Origin of the sequence: Amycolatopsis sp. NPDC005232 (assembly GCF_040607795.1) — a bacterium.
In the GTDB taxonomy this organism is placed as follows: Bacteria; Actinomycetota; Actinomycetes; order Mycobacteriales; family Pseudonocardiaceae; genus Amycolatopsis.
Genome location: NZ_JBEXHL010000061.1, coordinates 18,057 through 32,943 on the forward strand (window position 1 = coordinate 18,057; position 14,887 = coordinate 32,943).

General features: G+C 68.2%; 11 protein-coding genes and 1 pseudogene. 8 read left to right on the plus strand and 4 right to left on the minus strand.

Going from position 1 to position 14,887, the window contains the following annotated elements; all coding sequences use genetic code 11:
* Positions 1-3 precede the first annotated feature (3 nt).
* Both ABZU76_RS49575 and ABZU76_RS49580 read right to left on the minus strand, forming a co-directional pair.
* A complete protein-coding gene (locus tag ABZU76_RS49575) occupies positions 4-1,092 on the minus strand; it encodes a substrate-binding domain-containing protein (RefSeq protein ID WP_354884877.1) in 1,089 nt (362 codons plus the stop codon).
* A 109-nt stretch (positions 1,093-1,201) separates the two neighbouring features.
* The gene (locus ABZU76_RS49580; RefSeq protein ID WP_354884880.1) at positions 1,202-2,152 is read right to left on the minus strand and encodes a mycofactocin-coupled SDR family oxidoreductase; all 951 of its coding nucleotides are present in this window, start codon (positions 2,150-2,152) and stop codon (positions 1,202-1,204) included.
* A gap of 194 nt (positions 2,153-2,346) precedes the next feature.
* Between ABZU76_RS49580 and ABZU76_RS49585 the strand changes: the two genes are divergently transcribed.
* The 7 genes from ABZU76_RS49585 to ABZU76_RS49615 all read left to right on the plus strand — a co-directional run bounded on the left by ABZU76_RS49585 (position 2,347) and on the right by ABZU76_RS49615 (position 10,789).
* The gene (locus ABZU76_RS49585; RefSeq protein ID WP_354884883.1) at positions 2,347-3,063 is read left to right on the plus strand and encodes a FadR/GntR family transcriptional regulator; all 717 of its coding nucleotides are present in this window, start codon (positions 2,347-2,349) and stop codon (positions 3,061-3,063) included.
* Positions 3,060-4,463: an FAD-linked oxidase C-terminal domain-containing protein gene (locus ABZU76_RS49590; RefSeq protein WP_354884885.1), complete on the plus strand. Its 1,404-nt coding sequence runs from the start codon at positions 3,060-3,062 to the stop codon at positions 4,461-4,463. The genes ABZU76_RS49585 and ABZU76_RS49590 overlap by 4 nt, the downstream gene beginning before the upstream one ends.
* A gap of 347 nt (positions 4,464-4,810) precedes the next feature.
* Positions 4,811-5,464, plus strand: coding sequence for a YoaK family protein (locus ABZU76_RS49595; RefSeq protein ID WP_354884888.1), 654 nt, complete (start codon positions 4,811-4,813; stop codon positions 5,462-5,464).
* A 454-nt stretch (positions 5,465-5,918) separates the two neighbouring features.
* Positions 5,919-6,872 carry a D-2-hydroxyacid dehydrogenase gene (locus ABZU76_RS49600; RefSeq protein ID WP_354884891.1) on the plus strand — a complete coding sequence of 318 codons (954 nt, stop codon included), beginning with the start codon at positions 5,919-5,921 and terminating at the stop codon, positions 6,870-6,872.
* A gap of 462 nt (positions 6,873-7,334) precedes the next feature.
* A complete protein-coding gene (locus ABZU76_RS49605; protein ID WP_354884894.1) occupies positions 7,335-8,477 on the plus strand; it encodes a hypothetical protein in 1,143 nt (380 codons plus the stop codon).
* Positions 8,478-8,541: 64 nt separating this feature from the next.
* The gene (locus ABZU76_RS49610; RefSeq protein ID WP_354884897.1) at positions 8,542-8,868 is read left to right on the plus strand and encodes a putative quinol monooxygenase; all 327 of its coding nucleotides are present in this window, start codon (positions 8,542-8,544) and stop codon (positions 8,866-8,868) included.
* Positions 8,869-9,115: 247 nt separating this feature from the next.
* Positions 9,116-10,789, plus strand: a complete 1,674-nt coding sequence (locus ABZU76_RS49615; RefSeq protein WP_354884900.1) for a GMC family oxidoreductase N-terminal domain-containing protein — start codon at positions 9,116-9,118, stop codon at positions 10,787-10,789.
* A 159-nt stretch (positions 10,790-10,948) separates the two neighbouring features.
* On the opposite strand, the gene ABZU76_RS49620 is transcribed toward ABZU76_RS49615, so the two are convergent.
* Positions 10,949-11,668: a FadR/GntR family transcriptional regulator gene (locus tag ABZU76_RS49620; RefSeq protein WP_354884903.1), complete on the minus strand. Its 720-nt coding sequence runs from the start codon at positions 11,666-11,668 to the stop codon at positions 10,949-10,951.
* A gap of 502 nt (positions 11,669-12,170) precedes the next feature.
* On the opposite strand from ABZU76_RS49620, the pseudogene ABZU76_RS49625 reads away from it, so the two are divergent.
* Positions 12,171-12,897: pseudogene (locus ABZU76_RS49625) on the plus strand (transposase); the annotation flags it as partial.
* 283 nt (positions 12,898-13,180) lie between these two features.
* Here the strand turns inward: ABZU76_RS49625 and eccCb are convergent.
* Positions 13,181-14,887, minus strand: a 1,707-nt coding sequence (gene eccCb, locus ABZU76_RS49630) for a type VII secretion protein EccCb (RefSeq protein WP_354884906.1), incomplete at its 5' end; no start/stop codon positions are given.

Consider the following 14,887-nt stretch of genomic DNA (forward strand, 5'->3'; position numbering starts at 1 on the left):
CGGTCAGCCGACGTGCCACAGGCTCTTGAAATAGTTCTCATGGTCCTTCACCTCTGGGAGAACCGGAGGGTTGGGGGCATTCGACTTGGTCAGGATCTGGAAGGGCGCCGGCGCGGTGGTGTCGATTTCCGGCGATTCGCCGTTGAAATGCCGCGCCAGCGCGTCGATCGACTTCCAGCCCATTCCGATGAGCGGATACCCGGCCCACATGTCCTCGGACCCGTTCGCGAGGTTGCCGATGTTCTGGATGTCCGGGGCCTCTCCCGCGATCTTGACGTCGGTGATCCCGGCAGCTCGCAGCGCACCGGAGACACCGGTCGCGAGGGCGCCGAACGCCATCACGGCGTAGTTGACGCCCGGATCGGTCTGCACGGTGCTGACGACCTGTGCGGGAAGCTTGGTACCGATATCGGTGACCTGAACCGGAACCGACTTGAACTTGCAACCAGGGCAAAGCCTATGGAGCTCGTCCCTGAACGAAGTCTCGTAAACTCCGAGGATCGAGAAGGAGGGGATGTTGAACATGACGACGTTCGCGTCCGCTCCCTTCTGCGCGACGATGTAGTTGGCGATGATCCGCGCGGCCAGCGCGGTCTGGCTCGCGTCGGTGACGTTCGCGATGAGTGGTGGTCCGACCGGGTCGGCGGTCGCCGAGGTGACGACCGGGATGTTCTTCGCCGCGAGTTGCCTTGCTGTCGGTGCGAAGTCCTTGAGATCCTGACCGGCGGTCACGACGCCGTCCGGGTTCGCCGCGAGTGCCTGCGCATACGCGTCCTGCAAGCCGGTCGGGGTGCCGGGGTCGAAGACGAACGGGATCGCGGTCCAGCCCAGCGCCTTCGCCGCTGCTTCCTCCCCCACCAGGTTGCTGTGCGAATTCGGGGTGTTGTTGTGGACGAGCGCGATTCGTTTGCCGCGGGGCGGCGCCGACTTCAGCGGCGACAGGTTGAACGAAGTCTGTGGGGCCTCGTACTTCGCGATGAACTGCTTGGCTCCCGCGACGTCGGCCTGGCCTCCTCCGCCGCCGGAGGTACCGCCCGCGCCGCTCGAGCAGGCAGTCAGAACGCCGACGGACACCGCCGCGACGGCTGCCATGGTCGTCCGGCGCCACTTACCCGTTGTTGTGGTTTCACCGCTCGCTGCCGAGTGATAGCGCATCATTGCTCATCTCGAATCTCTTGTTGCGGGTACGGACCACGACGTATCAGACGTGTTTGATCACTTGACCCGCGTCGACCCGGACCTCGCTGCCGGTGACGTAACGGGACTCCTCGGAGGCCAGCCACAGCACCGCGTTCGAGACGTCGCGTGGCTCGACCCACGGGACCGGCAGGGTGTGCATCGACTGAAAGCGCGGGGCGGCTGTTTCGCGCGTCCGATCGGACCGCGGCAGATCCGGAGCGACCACGTCGTAGGTCGACTGGTTCTGGATCATGCCGGTGTCGACGGTGGTGGGATGGACGACGTTGACACGGATGTTCTCGCTCCCCAGCTCCAGGGCAGCTGTGCGCATCAGGCCGACGACGCCGTGTTTCGCCGCGACGTAATGGCCGACGTTCTCCATCGCGCGCTGGCCGCCGGTCGAGCCGGTCAGGATGATGGAACCGCCCTTACGCGCCCGCAGATGCGGGATGGCCGCCTTGATGGTGTGCCAGACGCCGGTGAGGTTGACTCCGAGCATGTCAGCCCAGGCCGCGTCTTCCAGGTCCTCCAGGCGTGCGGTGCTGAAGATGCCGGCGTTGGCGCAGACGACGTCGAGCCCGCCCAGCCGGGCGACTCCCTCGTCGAGGGCGGACTTCAACGCCGCGAAGTCGCGGACATCCGCCTTCGCCGCCACGATCCGGCGGCCAAGGGCCTCGACTTCCTCGACCGTCCGCGCCAGGTCCTCGCTGGTGCCCAGGGCGTAGGGCACGGTGTCGATCCGAGCCGCGAGGTCCACCGCGATGATGTCGGCCCCCTCCTCGGCAAGCCTCACCGCATGGCTCCGGCCCTGACCTCGCGCCGCACCGGTGACGAAGCAGACCTTTCCCTCCACTCGCTTTGTCACACGCTCATCCCTTCCCATGCGGCACCGGAGCACACCGATGTGATCCAGTTCACGAGGCGGTGAGCGTACCTTCTGGACTGCTGGTCTGACAAGCATGATCTTCGGCAAAATGGCGGTTTCGGCGTCCGATTGCGACTCCCCGCCAGGGTCCACATCGCCTTTGACCAGCGGACTTTGGCAACCTGAGGGACTGGCGACGGGTTGTCGCGATTGCCTGTCAGCGCGGGACGGGATGGCGGTGCCGGCCGAAGATCTCAGTAGAGCCTGGTCTGATAAGCGGACCTGGCTGTAGCGTAGTTGCCATGGTGTCCGATCCGCAGCCGATGGACCGTCGGCCAGTCTATGAACAGGTCGCCGACCAGCTGCTCGAGTTGATCCTCAGCGGGCAACTGCCGCCCGGTAGCGCGCTGCCACCCGAGCGGGAGCTGTCCGAGCGGTTCGGTGTGGGGCGCACAACGATCCGCGAGGCGCTGCGCGCGCTGCAGACCAAGGGGCTCGCGGTCGCGACCGGCCCGACGTCGCCGCTGCGCGTCGTCGCGGTCGACAAACTGGCCACCGACCCGCTGCGCGACACGCTCGTGCACCTGCTGCGGCTCGGGCGCGTGCCGCTCGACGACCTCATCGGCTTGCGCGCCGCGTTGGAGGGTGCGGGTTTCGAGCAGGCCGCCACGCGCGATCCACGACCCGACCTCAATCTCGCCCGTGACCAGATCGCGTTCATGCGCGCGGCCGGTACGGACCTCGCGGCATTCGATGTCGCCGACATCCGCTTCCACCTCGAGGTCGTCCGCGCGTCGGGCAACCAGGCGCTGACGATCATGATGCTCGCGGTCCGCGATTCCATCTCCCAGGCGCTGTTGTCGCACCTGGAGGCGCTCCCCGACCCACCTTCAAGGCTGAAGCAGCTGATCGCCGAGCACGAGGCGATGCTGCAGGCGGTGACCGACGGCGACGGGGAAACAGCGCGGCGGTTGTCCGTCGAGCACTTGCGGCGCTTCTACAGCGAGAGGTCCCGATGAGCGCAACCCGCACCGACGCCACGACCGCTCTGGTCCGGGAGGCTGCGGCCGCCGGCGCGGGTCGGCTGATCCTGGACCCCGAGGTGCTGGCCTCCTACCGCCACGACCAGGCCGCGCCCGGCCTGCTGGCGGCCGGCACGCCGGCCGCGGTGGCGCGGCCGACGACGACCGCCGAGGTCCAGGCCGCGGTGCGCGCCGCGGCGCGGGCCGGTGTGCCGATCGTCCCGCGCGGGGCGGGCAGCGGGCTCAGCGGCGGCGCCAACGCGATCGACGGCTGCCTGGTCATCTCGCTCGAGCGCATGTCGAAGATCCTCGACCTCGACCCCGCGGCGCTGACCGCGACCGTTCAGCCGGGTGTCATCAACCTCGCGCTGCGCAAGGCGGCGGCGGCCGAAGAGCTGCAGTACGCCCCAGACCCGGCGAGCTACGAGTTCTCGACGATCGGCGGCAACGTGGCGACCAACGCCGGCGGCCTGTGCTGCGTGAAATACGGGGTGACGCGCGACGCGCTGCTCGGGTTGGAGGCAGTGCGCGCTGACGGCGAGGTTCTGCGGGTCGGCCGCGCGACGCGCAAGGGCGTCGTGGGCTACGACCTGACGAGCCTGCTGTGCGGCAGCGAGGGGACCCTGGCGATCGTCACCGAGGCGACCGTCCGGCTGCTGCCGATGCCACCCGCCGCCCACACTCTCGCGGCGAGCTTTCCTCGGCTCGACGCAGCGGGCGAGGCGATCAACGCGATCACCCGCCGCCACCGCCCGTCCATGCTGGAGCTGATGGACCGCACGACGATCGGCGCGGTCGAGACCCTTCAGCCGATGGAGCTGGACCTCGACGCCGAGGCGATGCTTTTCGCCCGCAGCGATGCGGGGCGCTTCGAGGGCGCCGAGGAGATCGCCGCGATGGCGAAGCTCTGCGAGCAGGCCGGAGCCGACGTGGTTCTGATCACCGACGAGGAGGCGGAGGGGCAGCTGCTCATCGCCGCTCGGCGGCTGGCCTTGCCCGCGCTGGAGCGCCGCGGCGCGACACTGCTCGACGACGTCGCGGTCCCGCTGACCGCGGTGCCGGCGCTGCTCCGGGGGATCGAGCGGATCGCCGAACGCGCAGGAGTCCTGATCGGCACGTTCGGTCACGCCGGCGACGGCAACATGCACCCGACGATCGTCTACGACCAGACCGACGCGGACGCCGTCGCGCGGGCACGCACCGCGTTCGACGCGATCCTCGCGCTCGCGCTGGAGCTCGGCGGGACCGTCACAGGCGAGCACGGCGTCGGTCTGCTCAAGCGCGACGCGGCGGCACGCGAACTGGCGGGCTCCCTGGACCTCCAGCGGGCGATCAAGACGGTGTTCGATCCGGCTGGGCTCCTGAACCCGGACAAGGCGCCGTGGGCGACCAGCTGACCCGCCCGGGCTGTTCGAAACAGTCCCTGGGTTCAGCCCCCGGCCAAGGTCTTTGGTGATCGGTGTTACGTCGAGCAGGTGGTGGGTGATGACCAGGATGAAACAGGCAACGGGGCCGTGCTTGCGGTCGGAAGTGGCCGTCCAAGTGCGATCCGACCCGGATCGACGGTCGAGTCGGTCTCGGCATCGGTGCCCGCCGTGGTTCCGGTGCGGAACGGGCCGAGGTTGAGGACATGAAAATCTCCTCGCCTCAGCCCCCACGCGGACTCAACCGGAGCGGTACCGAGGGACACGGTGTTCCGGCTCGGCTCCGATCGCTGCCCGCGAGCCGCTTGCACCTCCAGCTGATGCTCGCGCTTACCTTCTCCACGGGCATCGTCGATGCCGTCGGCTACCTCGGTCTCGACAAGGTCTTCACGGGAAACATGACAGGCAACGTCGTCGTACTCGGGATGGCTCTGGTCGGCAGTGACGACCTGCCGATCACCGGCCCGGCGCTCGCGCTGGTCGGTTTCATGGCAGGTGCCGCTGCCGCGGGGCGCTCGCTGCGTGGCACACGAGCAGGCTGGAACCCGCGCGTCAGCGGCTTGCTCGCCGTGGTGACCCTGGCCGTCCTCATCGCCGCTGTGGTTCTCCTCGCCGAGGAGGTACCGACCCCGGGGGTCCGGATCGCGGTCACCACCGCGCTGGGCGCTGCGATGGGCGCGCAGGCCGCGACGGCGCGGTTCATCGCGGTCAAGGACGTCACGACCGTTGTCATCACCTCGACGATCACCGGGATGGCCGCGGACCTGGGCCTGACGAGCGGCTGGGGCACGGCGTTCCGTGGGCTCGCATCCCGAAGAGCAGCCGCCGTCGTCCTGATGATCGTCGGCGCACTGATCGGCGCCGCGCTCGTGCACTGGCACCGCGCTGCGGGGCTGTTCCTCGCCGCCGCTGTCATCGGCGTGGCCACTCTTGCCGGCTCCCTGCACGCCCGCTTCACATCCGACGCCGGCTAGACCTGGCACGGCTGCCCGACCACGGCGATGACCGGCGAGGTGCTGGTACTCGGGGCGCTGCGAAGGCCGGGACGAGTGTCTCATCCAGTCCGTGGGCGGCCCAGCGTACGGTTGCAGGCGCGTAAATCGACCCGGTCGGGGTCGAGTACGCACCGCCAGGAACCACGCCACGCGGTCACGCGCCCGGTAGGCGGTCTGCCGTGGAGGCGCATCGGCGACGTGTGCCCGGCTATGCTGCGATCGCCTCTGCGGCCTTGCCGCGACAGAAGTGCAGGCTGTCCAGCGGTTGCCGGTCCGAACGTTCGAGGAGGGAAGATCACACTGGCCGGACCCCCAGTGTGCCGGTCCAGCGTCCACCGTGAGATCGAGCCGGTCGAGCGCCGCAGGTGGATCGCAGGCGGGTGGTCGCGCCGGTCATCATTGGCGCAGGCAAGGCCGGACAGTGGGAGAACGCATGCGGATCGCTTATTGGCTCGGGACTCAGCTGGCCCGCGAGCTGATCGTGGAGGGTCTGCGGTCAGTCGATGGTGCGGAGGTCGTCGTCATCGAGGGGCTGGCGGATCTCCTGGAGGCGCTCCCCGAGCTGGATGGCCTGGTGTTGAGGAACGTACCCGAAGCCGAGGCTGGCCAGGTCTGCGACGTGCTGCGCAGGCCGGGTCGCCGCCTCCGTTGGATGCACTTCGTGTCGGCCGGCCGCGAGGGCTTCGATGCGGCGGGCATCCCTGAAGACATCCTCGTCACGGGCCCGGACGGCGCGCTCGCGCCGACTGTCGCCGAACACGCGATGGCGTTGCTGCTGGCGATCGGACGGCAGTTGCCGGCGTGTGTGGAGGCGGGCCGGAGTCGCGAGTGGAAGCGAACGATGCCGGCCGGCGTGCGTTCGATCGAGGGACAATCGCTCCTCGTCGTCGGTTACGGGAACATCGGGCGCGAGATCGCGAAGCGCGCGGCCGCGTTCGGTGCGCGGATCACGGTGGTGACTCGCTCGCCTCGCCCGGACGACCTGGTGAGCGACGTCCGGCCGCTGGGCGAGCTGCGCGCGGCACTGGCCGAGGCCGACTCGGTCGTGATCGCCATCGCCTTGACCGAGACCACGAAGCACCTGATCGGTTCTGCCGAGCTCGCGGCCTGCAAACCCGGTGCGCACCTCGTGAACGTCGCTCGTGGTGGGATAGTTGATCAGCGTGCGCTTGTCGAGGCATTGCGCAGCGGGCACATCGGCGCCGCCGGGTTGGACGTGGTCGATCCCGAGCCGTTGCCGTCGGATGACCCGCTGTGGGAATGTCCGAACGTGCTTATCACGGGGCACTTCGCCGGCGCGGGCAGTGCTTTCAGCGCGAAGCGTCTCGCGCGAAGTGTGGTCGAGAACGCCGCGAAGTTCGTCGCCGGCGCAGGCTACGTCGGCTGAGCCGCGCCGCGAACTCCGCGCCTTAGTCAGACCAGCAGGGAGATCTCGTCACACCTTGTGTGCACGCAGGTACTCGCCAAGGTTGGCCGAGTGCTCCACGGCGGGCGGAAAACCACAGCAAGGCAGGACATTTCAGCGCCCCTCCGCGTCTGACCGCAGATCGACAGAGAAATTCATACTTGTCAGGCCAGCAGTCCAACGCCTACATTGCTATCTCAACAGGCCGCGCCTCAAGGGCCCGGTAGAAGGGCTGAGTCGTGTCGAGGTCACAAACCTGAGACCGGCGGGCTGATCACGCCTGGCCGGCCGCCGGACGGAGGTGGTGGCAATGGCTCGTCAGACCAAGACGTTCGTGCCCGCACTGGGCCTCGACGGGGCGCGCGAGAAGTCTCGATCGCCGCTGCCCCGAACGGAACTCGCCACCAGTCCCGAAATCCGCAGATCGGGGTGCTGGACCGACCGGTGACCGAGGCTCAAGGGCGCGGCGCAGGTAGATCCTCTGGGTTCAAGGAGAAAGTTATGGCGATCCGAGTAATACAGTGGGCGACAGGTGCGGTGGGGAGCACGACGCTCAAAGCGATCATCGAGCATCCGGACCTGGAACTGGTCGGGGTGTGGGTCCACACGCCGGAGAAGGTCGGCAAGGACGCCGGCGAGTTGGTCGGCCTGCCGCCGACCGGCGTGCTGGCGACAAACGACCGTGACGCGCTGATCGCACTCGACGCCGACGTCGTCGTGCACTGCCCCGCCGGGCAGGGGCCGATCGAGGCGCGCGACCGCGATGTCTTCGACTTGCTCAGGTCCGGGAAGAACGTGGTCTCGTCGACCGGGCCGTACTTCGTTCCCGAGAAGCGGAGCCCGGACTACGCTCAGCAGATCGAGGACGCGTGCCGCGAAGGTGGGACGACGTTGATGTCCGCCGGCGCCAACCCGGATGTGGTGGTGCCATGGCTGGGCGCGGCGCTGACCCGCATGTCGCTGAACGTCGATCACATCTACCTGGCGGAGATCGACGACTTCTCGCCCAACCCGAACCTCAACATGATGGTCGAGCTCCTGGGACTGGGTAAGCCCGCGGCGGAGTTCGAGCCGTGGATGGAGGAGGGCGGGTATTTCCAGCAGAGCGTGCTGGAGTGGCTTCACCTGCTGGCCAAGAACATCGGAGTGGAACTCGACAAGGTCGAGGGCGGGTTCAAGCTGTTCCTTGCCACACGGGACTTCGAGATTCCGGTCGGAGAGATCAAGAAGGGATCGGTGTGCGGTGCGGCTTTCAAGTGGTCCGCGGCGCGCCTCGGGGAGACCAAGCCGTTCATGGACTTCGAGTTCATCTACACCGTTCAGCGGGATCACCCGGACTTTCCCGGACTACCACATGAAGTCCGGCTCGTCGTGGAGATCGAAGGGTCACCGTCGTCGCGGACGACCGTCGACCTGGCGCCCTCGCTCGATCCCCGTGTCCCGGAACGCGATGCGTCCCTGCCCCAGGGGGTGTTCCACGCCGCCGCGGCCAGCGTGTTCAACTGCATTCCCGTCGTGATCGAGGCCCCGCCAGGGCTGTTCACGATGCCGGTTCCCGGAGCTTGGCAGTCTCACCCCGCGAAGTGACGCCTCCGACGGTTGTGCCGTCCTGATTTCCTGATCCGCACCATGAGAACCCGATCGGAGACCCGTGATCGTCATCACCGCCAAGTTCCACGTCAAGCCCGAGGACGGGGACAGCTGGCCCGACATCGCAGCCGATTTCACGACCGCGACCAGGGCCGAACCGGGCTGCCTCTGGTTCAGCTGGTCCCGCAGCGTGGAGAACCCGGACGAATACGTGCTCATCGAGGCCTTCCGTGACGACGATGCCGGAGCAGCACACGTCGGATCGGCGCATTTCAAGGCGGCGCAGGCACAACTGCCGCCGCACCTCGTGTCGACCCCGCGCATCATCAACACGACCGCGCCGGGCGAAACCTGGTCGGAGCTGGGCGAACTCGCCGTCCACGACTGACGCGTTTCCCGGACAGCCGGTGTTCACGTATCCGCGGCGCGGCTCGGCGAACCCGCGGGTACGTGAGCACGGCGTAGCAGACCAAACGACGATCCACTGTGGACGGCGTCCACGACGACAGAGCTGTCGATCCGGAAGGTTGTGGCCAATGGGAGAGATCGAGCCGTTTCGGCCAGGCGCACACGAGGGCCTGAAGGCGCTGCTCTTCGCGTCGAGCCCCACGCCCACGCGGGCCGGGTGCTGACCGATGCCACGCGCGAATCGCCACTACGACGTCGTAGTCATCGGCTCAGGCGCCTCGGGCAGCGCGCTCGCTGCGCGGCTGTCCGAAGATCCGCAACGGTCCGTGCTGGTCCTCGAAGCCGGCCGACATTACGGGGAGATCGACAGCTATCCGCCGGCGCTGAAGTACTGCCACTCCGGCGCGTTCGCCATGCCGGGGAGCATCGACAACTGGCCCTTCATGGCTCAGCTGACCGATGACCGCACCATCTCGGTCGCACGCGGCAAGGCTGTCGGTGGATCCAGTGCCGTCAACGGTGCCTTCTACGGGCGGGGAACCCCGGCGGACTACGACGGCTGGGCCGCCGCGGGGAACGTCGGATGGTCCTATGAGGACGTCCTTCCCTTCTTCGTCAAGGCCGAGACTGATCTGGACTTCGGCGGCGCGCCGGGGCACGGCACTCAAGGTCCGATGGTGGTCCGGTGCCATCCCGAATCGGCGGCGGTCCCGATCCTGGACGCGTTCCGCCAGGCTTGCTTCGCCGCCGGGTTCCCCGAGGACTCGGACGTCAACAGCGCGACCTCGGCCGGGGTCGCGTTCACGCCGACCAACGCGGACAACGGCCGCAGGATGAACGCCGCTGTCCGCTACCTGATTCCGGCCGAGCGCCGCCCGAACCTGACGGTCCAGGACCGCACGTTCGTCCGCGCCATCACCTTCTCCGGCGGCCGGGCAGACGGCGTTGCGTACCAGCGCGACGGCGTCGACGGCGCGGTCTCCGCGGATGAGGTGGTCCTGTGCGCGGGCGGGATCAATACTCCTCACCTCCTCATGCTTTCCGGCGTGGGACCGGCCGACGAGCTGCGGCGGTTCGGGATCGATGTCGTACACGACTCGCCGTATGTAGGCCGGAACCTCATGGACCATCCGTTCGTTGCCGTCCCGTACCGCACCACGACCGCGGGACCGGTCCCCGGCGGCCGACTGCCGGTGGGCCCGGTGATCCTCAACTACACCGCCACGGATTCGCCGATCGTCGACGACATGTGCCTCCTCCCGGCGATCTACTCGAAGTCCACCATGCTGTTCGGCGCACGCAGCCAGTCCCTCGTGGACCGCGCCAGGGGCGCTTTGTTCCTCAGGAGGCCCTGGGCAACCTGGCAGGGTGTGTGGGGTGGATCCGCGAAGGCGGCCCTGCGGGACTTTCAGCAGCGCAAGGACTTGCACATGTTCGTCGAGTTGAGCGTGGAGCTGAGCCGCGGTGAACTCACGTTGAGATCAGCCGATGCCGGCGTGCTTCCGAAGCTGAACTTCCGGTACATGAGCGAACCGGAGGACCTGCGGCGCATGCGCGACGGCGTGCGCCTTGTCGCGCGGCTGCTCGAACATCCTGCCTACCACGGCATGGGCACGCGGCTCACCTCGCTGACGGGAACCGAGCTGAGCAGCGACAGCCAGCTGGACCAGTGGATCCTCACCAACCTGGCCTCCGCGGCCCATACGGCGGGGACCTGCAAGATGGGACCGAGCTGTGACGACACGGCAGTCGTCGATCCGCGGGGCCGAGTCCACGGAGTGGAAGGACTACGGGTGGCAGACGTGTCGATCATGCCGACGCTGACCCGACGCGGCCCGCACGCCAGCGCCATCATGATCGGCGAGCGCATCGCCGCGTTCATGGCCGAAGAGGCGAGCTGAACCGCACCCGGCATGGAGCACAAGGCACTCGGTGCACGGCACCGCAGAAGGGCTCGCTGTGTGCTCATCGCCGGACCGCGAACATCAGGCGATCGACGTGCGTGCACGCAGAGCCGAAAGCGCTCGACGGCGCCGTGCCGACCGCGGTGACAGCCGAGGTTACGGTGCGGGCTCGTAACGGTGGCGCAGCTCCTCGCAGCCCTGCAGGTGCTCGCCGACGAGGCGTCGCGCGGCCTCGCCGTCGCCGTCGATGACGGCCTGGAGGATCGCCTCGTGCTCAGCGATCAGCTGCGCGAGCACGGGCTTCGGGCGGGTGAGCTCCTCCAGGTGCGACAACAGAGTCTTGGACACGGTGTCGCGCACGGCGAGCATCATGATCGTCAGCGCTTGGTTGCCGGACGCGCTGACGATTTCGAGGTGGAAACCGACGTCTGCGGTCTCGAAGGCCTTGAGGTCGGTTCCGGCCGCGCGCATGAACGCGATCTGGTCGCGCGCGGCGGTGAGGTCGGGTCGCGGGTCGCGGGTCGCGGCCCTCTCGGCGCCGGCGCCCTCGAGCGCGATGCGCAGGCCGATGAGGTCTTCGAGCGGGACACGTCCGAGCCGCAGCAGGTGTACGAGCGTGTCGCGCAACGGGTCGGTCGTCAGCGCCTCCGGCGCGATGACGCGCAACGGCGATGTCGGGCCGGTCGCGACCGCGAGCCCCTTGGTCTGCAATGCGCGCAGCGCTTCGCGAACCGTCGTTCGCCCGACACCGAACCGCTCGGAGAGCTCGCGCTCGGATGGGAGCGCACTGCCGGGCTCCATTTCCCCGCTGAGGATCGCCTCGCGCAGCGCGTCGGCGACCTGTTCGTAAACCGGACGGCGCTCGAGGATATCCATGTCACGCATGATACACCGAACGGCTGTCTTGTCAGACCAAGAGGGTACGGGCGCCTTTGAGGCCATCAGCTCGAGCTCTGGAACAAGGAGTCCGGACACAACAGTTGTCGGACGCGGCGTGGATGGTGCCGAAGCGCCCGCCTCCTGGGCGACCGGCTCTTCGCTGGTCTGCGTAGCGAGCCGCGGAAAATGCAGTTCAGCGCCGAGCCAGCTCCTCCGGCGGGGTCAGTCGACCGCCGGCCGCCAAGGTTCTCGCGGGAACCCTCCTCCCCCGTCACCATTATTCGTGGTTCCTGATCAAGAAGCTGTGGTCACCAGCTCCGCCATGACTTTGTCCCTCGTCGCAGGCATGATCCGGGGGGCGTGACGTCACTGGGTCTGGTGGCATCGAGGGACCGCTGATAGGACACGGCCACCGCTGGGTAGGTCTCGTCGCAGGCTTGCTTGCCGGCCATCGATGCCAGACCGGTGACCATGTCGCGACGACCGAACGGCATGGTGGATGAGTAGCAGTTTCGGGGTGTTCCTCGGCCTGGATGTCGGCATAGGTGATCATCACGCGGCCGGTTTGGACCCCGACGGCACACGGCTGCACGACGGGCCGCCGCCCGAACAGTGAACCGAACTGCGGGTCTTGTTCGACAAGCTCGCCCAGCACGGAACGCTGCCTATCGTGGTCGGCCAGCTGGCCACGATCGGGGCGTTGCCAGTCGCGGTCGCCCGCGCGGCCGGTCACCGGGTGGCCTACCTGCCAGGCCTGGCCATGCGCCGCATTGCCGATCTCTACCCGGCCTCGCCAAGACCGATGCCCGCGACGCGTTGGTCATCGCGTGACGCCGCCCGGTCCCTGTCCCGCGCCCGGTTGACCTCGGCGACGAGGCATTGGCCGAGCTGGACGTGCTGGCCGGGTTCGACGACGACCCGGCCGGCATGGCCAAAGCCGGCCGACGCAAACTCACCTCGATCGCCACGCACCACGCATGGGCGACGAGCTTCCCAGACTGGCTGACAGCCTGAAAACGGTTCTCCAGCAACGCAAAGCCGCCGCTGAGCAGGTCGAAGGGATGCTCGATCCGCACCCTCTTACCGGGGTCCTGACCTTGATGCCAAGCATCGGCGCCAGGACCGTAGCCCGCATCCTCCTCGAGATCGGCGACGCCTCGAACTTCGCCAGCTCCGGACACCTGGTCGCCTACGCCGGCATCGCTCCAGTCACCCGCAGCTCCGGACCGCATAGGGACAACCTCCGGAAGGGCGTACCGGGGTGAGGAGGCCGCCGTCAGGTCAATTGCGGCGATCTGGCTCACGTCAGGCGGGCGGCGTAGAGCCGTCCCTCGGTGACGAAAGCGAGCCCGTCGGGGCCCGTCTGAGAGTTCGGCGAAGACGCCGTAAAGTGCGCCCATCCCAGGTAAGCGCAACACGCGGCGTTCGCCTACTCCACGGCCGTTATCCGGCCACAGTGGACTCCCCCCGGCACCGTCAACAACTCACGCCACAGCTTGCCTTTTCGGTTCAGTCGGGCTGGATCCACGAGACCTGCACGAGCTGCCTGCCGTTTTTGCGGCTGAGCATCACGCCCCGGCCCGGCGGCATCGCGGCGGGTCGGATGTTGCCGATCAGCACGCCCTCGTCCTTCGAGCCGTTCATGACCATGCCCGGCGCCGCGATCTCCTTGAGCTTGCCGATGACCGGGTCGTAGGAGGCCCTCGACGCACCACCGGTGCGGCGCACGATGATCAGGTGCAGGCCGACGTCCTTGGCCTGGGCGAGGAAGTCCGCCAGCGGCTTGAGCGGGTTGGACGTCTGCGTGGCCACCAGGTCGTAGTCGTCGACCAGGATGAACAGCTCCGGCCCGGTCCACCACGACCGGTTGCGCAGCTGGTCCTGCGTGACGTCCGGGCCGGGCAGGCGCCGGGTCATCGACCCGTGCACGTCCTGGACCATGCTGTCGAGCTGGTTCGACGACACGGCGTACCCGAGCAGCGAGTCGCCCTCGAGGAAGCCGAGCATCGTGCGCCGGTAGTCGACCAGAAGGATCACGCCTTCCTGCGGCGAGTACCGCTCGGCGATCCCCCGGCCGATCTGGCGCAGCAGGTTCGTCTTGCCCGACTCGCCGTCGGCGAACGCGAAGAAGTGCGGCTCGGCGTCGAAGTCGAGGTAGACCGGAGCGAGGTTGTCCTCGTTGACGCCGAAGGGCACCAGCTTCGTGTTGCGGTTGGCGTCGATCTTGAGGACTTCGTCGTAGGTGATCATCTCCGGCAGCAGGCGGACCTGTGGTGCGGTGCGGCCACGCCAGGCGCCGCGGATCTTCACCACGGCGTCGGCCACACCCGCGGCCAGCGACTCGGCGTCGCTGGAGCCGTCGATGCGCGGCAGCCCCGTGAGCATCTGCAGCTTTTCGCGGGTCAGACCACGGCCGGGGCGGCCGGCCGGCACGTTCACCGCGACGCGGCGGTCGATGTCGGACTCGGTCGGGTCACCGAGGCGCAGCTCGAACCGGGTGCCCAGCATGTCCTTGATCGCCGGACGCAGGTCGGCCCACCGGTTGGCCGAGATGACCACGTGGATGCCGTAGGACAGACCCTGCTGGGCCAGCCGCGTGATCGACGCCTCGAGCTCGTCGAAGTCGTCGCGGATGGCACGCCAGTTGTCCACGATCAGGAACGCGTCGCCGAAGGGGTCCTGCTCGGCGGAGATCTCGCCGCGGCGCTTGCGGTTGCGGAACTCGGTCATCGAGTCGATGCCCAGCGCGCCGAACCGGCCTTCGCGCTCGGTCATGAGCGTGGTCAGCTCGGCCACGATCCGGCGGGCCTTGTCGGGCTCGCGCCGGGCCACGGCCACGCCACCGACGTGCGGCAGGTCGGCGAGACCGGCGAGCGTGCCACCACCGAGGTCGAGGCAGTAGAACTGCACTTCGTCGGGCGTGTGGGTGAGCGCCATCGACATGATCAGCGTGCGGAGCATGGTCGACTTGCCGGCCTGCGGGCCACCGGCGATCACCGCGTGACCGGCGGCACCGGAGAAATCGGCCCACAGCAGGTCGCGCCGCTGCTCGAACGGCCGGTCGACGATGCCCAGCGGCACCTGCAGGCGACCGTTGCCGAAGAACCCGACCGGGGACAGGCCGCGGTCGTCGGTGGGGTTGAGGTTCGGCAGCATCGTGTCGAGCGAGTTCGACTCGTCCAACGGCGGCAGCCACACCTCGTGCGCGGGCGGGCC